The following is a 4,475-nucleotide window of genomic DNA, read 5'->3' on the forward strand; positions in this document are numbered from 1 at the left end:
GGCGGCCGCGGCGCTCGGCGTCCCGAAGGTGGCGATGGCCGAACGTGCCGCGGCCGAACGGTCGACCGGTTACGTGCTCGGTGGCATCTCGCCCTTCGGGCAGCGCAGGCCGTTGCCGACGGTCGTCGACGCCTCGGCGCTGCGCTGGGACCGGGTGCTGTGCAGTGCGGGAAAGCGCGGCTGGGACGTCGCGGTGGCGCCTGCCGATCTGGTGCGGCTCACCGATGCGGTCACCGCCGACATCACGGCCTGACGCCGGGCATATGGTGACCCCATGGTAGCCAAGCCCCTCTCCGGGAAGACCATGTTCATCTCCGGCGCCAGCCGCGGCATCGGCCTGGCGATCGCCAAGCGCGCCGCCGCCGACGGCGCGAACGTCGCGCTGATCGCCAAGACCGCCGAACCCCACCCCAAGCTCGAGGGCACGGTGTACACCGCGGCCGAGGAGATCGAGAAGGCCGGCGGGCAGGCGCTGCCGATCGTCGGCGACATCCGTGACGGCGACTCGGTGACCGCGGCGGTGGCCCAGGCCGTCGAACGGTTCGGCGGCATCGACATCTGCGTCAACAACGCCTCGGCGATCAACCTCGGCTCGGTCGAGGAGGTGCCGCTCAAGCGGTTCGACCTGATGAACGGCATCCAGGTGCGCGGCACCTACGCGGTGTCCCAGGCCTGCATCCCGCACATGAAGGGCAGGGAGAACCCGCACATCCTGACGCTGTCACCGCCGATCAGGCTCGAACAGCAGTGGCTCACCCCGACCGCGTACATGATGGCGAAGTTCGGGATGACGTTGTGCGCGTTGGGGATCGCCGAGGAGCTGCGCGACGAGGGCATCGCGTCGAACACCCTGTGGCCGCGCACGATGGTGGCCACGGCCGCGGTGCAGAACCTGCTCGGCGGCGACGAGGCGATGGCCAGGGCACGCAAACCCGAGGTCTACTCCGACGCGGCGTACGCGATCGTGACCAGGCCGGCGCGGGAGTTCACCGGCCAGAGCCTGCTGTGCGAGGACGTGCTGCTCGACTCCGGGGTCACCGACCTGTCGGTCTACGACTGCGTGCCCGGCTCCGACCTGGGCGTCGACCTGTGGGTGGACACCCCCAACCCACCCGGGTACTCGGCGCCCTAGGACCCCACCTGGGTCACCCGGCTCGGCCGCCCGAAGCGGGCGTGCACTCCCGCCGAGTACAGCGCACGCAGCGGCTCACCCGCCGTCGTGACGCCCGCGGCGGACACCAGGTCGTCGTCGAGTGCGACGACGTCCGCCGCGTGCAGCGGCCAGGTGACGTGCTCGTTCGGGAACCACCATGTCCGGCCCGCTCTGCGGGTGTGCGCACCCCAGCGTGCGGTCAGCCAGACCTCGAGCGGCGTCGGCTCGACACGGTCGCCGATGTCGACCGTCAGTGCGCTGCGCAGTCCACGGCGAGGCCACCGGCGCACGCTCGAGTACGACACCCGACGGCCGGACCGGGCGACCCGCATCTTCGCCCACGTGTAGGGCACTCCGAGTCCGATCCGCGTCACCGGCACCACCGCGGCGCGCTGCGTCTCCAGCGACCGGAACAGCACGCCGTGGCGGCCCGCCCCGTCGACCGAGTACAGCCGGACGTTGGTCTCGGCGAACGACCCGAAGTACGGCAGTGGCACCGTGGTGCCGAACCGGGTGTGACGCATGACGAACGGCACCAGCCCCACGTAGGTGAGGCCGTCGCCGAACACGTCGGGGCGGGTGCCGGCGGGGTAGAGATGGGCGACGGAGCCGGGGTCGACCGGCCAGTGCACGAACGTGAGCTCCGACCAGAACTGGTCGAAGAACACCGGGCGCGGCAACACCGGCGCCGTCACCGGGAAGGTCACATGGCACCTTCTGCTCGTGCGGGCCGGCGAGCGGCACCACTGTCCACCCAGTCATCGTGGCACGCTGGTGCGATGTCTTCGCCGACGATGTGGTCAGCCGGCCGCTACGAAGCCGTTGCCCAGCGCATCGCGCACATCGCCGGGGAGGTGGTGGACGCCGTCGACGGGCGACGCCCGCTGGCCGGGACGGCGCTGCTGGACCTCGCCTGCGGCACCGGCAACGCGGCGTTGACGGCCGCCGCCCGCGGCGCGCAGGTGACCGGTGTGGACATCACGCCGGACCTCGTCGCCATCGCCGCACGGCACGACACCGACGGTGCGGTGGACTGGCGGACCGGCGACGCGTCCGACACGGGACTGCCCGCCGCGTCGTTCGACGCGGTGGTGTCCAACATGGGCATCATCTTCGTCGACCCCGACCGCCAGGTCGCCGAGGTGAACCGGCTGCTCCGCGGCGGCGGCGTGTTCGCGTTCTCGTCGTGGGTGCGCGACACGCACAACCCGCTGTTCGACCCGGTGGTCGAGGTGCTCGGCCCGCCCGAGCGGTCGGGGTTCTCGCCCGACCAGTGGGGCGACGAGGAAACCATCGCCGACCGCCTCGCACCCGGCTGTGACGCCGTCGAAATCCGGCGGGCACGGCACACCTGGGAGTTCGAATCCCTGGACGCGGCAATGCATTTCCTGCGCGAGGAGTCCCCGATGCACGTCGAGACGTTCCGTCGGGTCGACGACGCGCAGCGCGAGCGGCTGGGCGCCGCGTTCGAGGCCGCCCTGCGCGGGCACGTGGACTCCTCGGGCACGGTGACGTTCACCTCGCCCTACGTCGTGGTGAGCGCCCTGCGGCGGGGGTGACCGCCGCTCAGCCGAGCCGGCGCCTGCCGCGGGCGGCTGCGGCGCGGACCATGCCGAAGGCGAACCGGCTCCGTCGCCGCGAAACCGGATACCAGATCAGCTCTTTCTTCGGCGTCGGCATGCGCGGCGTCGTGATCGCCTGTGGCCGGCAGTATTTGAGCACACCGGCAGCGCCGCCGTAGCGGGCGCCGACGCCGGAGTTCTTCCATCCGCCCATCGGCACCGCATAGGAGAAGACGTTGGACATCGCGTCGTTGATGTTGACCGCTCCGGCGTCGAGGCGGCGGGCGATGCGTTCACCGCGCTCGAGGTCGGCGGTCCACACCGTCGCCGAAAGCCCGTAGGGCGAGTCGTTGGCCAGCCGGACGGCCTCGTCCTCGTCGGCGACCTTCATCACCGGCAGGGTCGGTCCGAACGTCTCCTCGGTCATGCACGCCATCGAATGGTCGACGTCCACCAGCACGGTCGGCTCGAAGAAGGTGCCGACACCGGTCGGCTTGCCGCCGGTCAGCACCCGCGCGCCCGCGGCCACCGCGGAGTCGACGTGGCGCGCCACGATGTCGCGCTGCGCCGCGGTGGCCAGTGCGCCCACATCGAAGCGGTATCCGCGGTCGTCCTCACCCTGACGCAGGCCGCTCACCGTCTGCGCGAGCCGGGAGACGAAGGCGTCGTACACCGGTGCCTCGACGTAGACGCGCTCGACCGAGACGCACACCTGCCCGGCGTTGAACAGGCCGCCCCAGGCGATGCCGTTGGCCGCCCGATCGAGGTCCGCGTCGGCCAGCACCACGGCGGGGTCCTTACCGCCGAGCTCGAGGCTGAAGGGCAGCAGGCGCTCGGCACACGCGACGGCGACCTTGCGTCCGGTCGCGGTCGAACCGGTGAACTGCAGATAGTCGACGTTGTCGATCAGCGCGGCGCCGGTCTCGCCGCGTCCGGTGCACACGGCGAGCACCGGCGGCGCACCGACCTCGGCCCAGCCGCGGGCGAACTCGACGGCCGACAGCGGCGTCACCTCCGACGGCTTGAGCAGCACGGCGGCCCCTGCGGCCAGCGCGGGTATCACGTCCATCCCGGGCATCACGAACGGGAAGTTCCACGGCGTGATCACGCCGACGACCGGATACGGGCGGTACACCGTCGTGAGCTTCTTGGTGATGGTCAACGGGTTCAGCGACGCAGGCCGCTCGTCGGCGAGGAACCGCTCGGCGTGCCCGCCCCAGTAGTTCAGCGAGTCGGCCACACACGTCGGTTCGGCGCTCGCGTCCGCACGGGTCTTCCCGGTTTCGGACTGCAGCACGTCGGCGAGTCGCTCGGCGTTGTCGAGAACCCACTCCTGGAATGCGAGCAGCCAGCGTTTGCGCCCGCGCGGGCCCATCGCCTCCCACTCGGGTTGCGCCGCGCGCAGCTCGCGCGCCCGGGCGGCGACGGTCTCGGCGGAGTGGATCGGCACCGTGCCGACGGTTCGGCCGTTGGCCGGGTTGCGTACGTCGATGACGGCGACGTCGGGCCGCGAAGCGAGATCGGTCATGTGAAGAGCATCACACCGACGCCCGGCCGGCGACAGCCCGTCCACTACGTCAGTTTTCGCTGATTTCGCCCCCGCGATCTCTCAGTGCGCCTCGTAGAGGATTCCGCGGCCGACCGCCTCCCGCACCACCGGCAGCGCGGCCGCCGCGAGTGCATCGGCCTCGACGCCGTGGAACGCGGCCAGCAGCTCGATCAGCGTGCCCAGCGGCACCTCGCCGCGGCAGCCCGCCAGC

The 4,475-nt window shown here is 71.5% G+C and carries 6 protein-coding genes; 3 read left to right on the forward strand and 3 right to left on the reverse strand.

Translation table 11 applies throughout. The annotated features are described in order from the left end of the window. Together Q2100_RS16260 and Q2100_RS16265 are read left to right on the forward strand one after the other, a co-directional pair. Nucleotides 1–253: YbaK/EbsC family protein (locus Q2100_RS16260; protein WP_302914916.1), on the forward strand; the 253-nt coding region annotated here is incomplete at its 5' end. Nucleotides 254–274: 21 nt separating this feature from the next. Then, nucleotides 275–1,132, forward strand: coding sequence for an SDR family oxidoreductase (locus Q2100_RS16265; RefSeq protein WP_302914917.1), 858 nt, complete (start codon nt 275–277; stop codon nt 1,130–1,132). On the opposite strand, the gene Q2100_RS16270 is transcribed toward Q2100_RS16265, so the two are convergent. Further along, nucleotides 1,129–1,860, reverse strand: coding sequence for a YqjF family protein (locus Q2100_RS16270; RefSeq protein ID WP_302914918.1), 732 nt, complete (start codon nt 1,858–1,860; stop codon nt 1,129–1,131). The genes Q2100_RS16265 and Q2100_RS16270 overlap by 4 nt on opposite strands. 72 nt (nt 1,861–1,932) lie before the next feature. Between Q2100_RS16270 and Q2100_RS16275 the strand changes: the two genes are divergently transcribed. Then, on the forward strand, nt 1,933–2,712 hold the full coding sequence (locus Q2100_RS16275; protein ID WP_302914919.1) for a class I SAM-dependent methyltransferase: 780 nt from the start codon (nt 1,933–1,935) through the stop codon (nt 2,710–2,712). A gap of 7 nt (nt 2,713–2,719) precedes the next feature. Here the strand turns inward: Q2100_RS16275 and Q2100_RS16280 are convergent, their stop codons facing one another. Beyond that, complete coding sequence (locus Q2100_RS16280; RefSeq protein ID WP_302914920.1) at nt 2,720–4,243, reverse strand: aldehyde dehydrogenase family protein; 1,524 nt, start codon at nt 4,241–4,243, stop codon at nt 2,720–2,722. Between the two features lie 81 nt (nt 4,244–4,324). After that, nucleotides 4,325–4,475: DUF7782 domain-containing protein (locus Q2100_RS31890; RefSeq protein ID WP_456094138.1), on the reverse strand; the 151-nt coding region annotated here is incomplete at its 5' end.

Origin of the sequence: Mycolicibacterium arseniciresistens, assembly GCF_030519285.1 — a bacterium.
GTDB classification, from domain to species: domain Bacteria; phylum Actinomycetota; class Actinomycetes; order Mycobacteriales; family Mycobacteriaceae; genus Mycobacterium; species Mycobacterium arseniciresistens.

Bases quoted from the DNA above. Each gene is read 5' to 3' on its own strand.
- Q2100_RS16265 (WP_302914917.1), top strand. From the start codon at position 275: ATGGTAGCCAAGCCCCTCTCCGGGAAGACCATGTTCATCTCCGGCGCC.
- Q2100_RS16275 (WP_302914919.1), top strand. From the start codon at position 1,933: ATGTCTTCGCCGACGATGTGGTCAGCCGGCCGCTACGAAGCCGTTGCC.
- Q2100_RS16280 (WP_302914920.1), bottom strand. From the start codon at position 4,243: ATGACCGATCTCGCTTCGCGGCCCGACGTCGCCGTCATCGACGTACGC.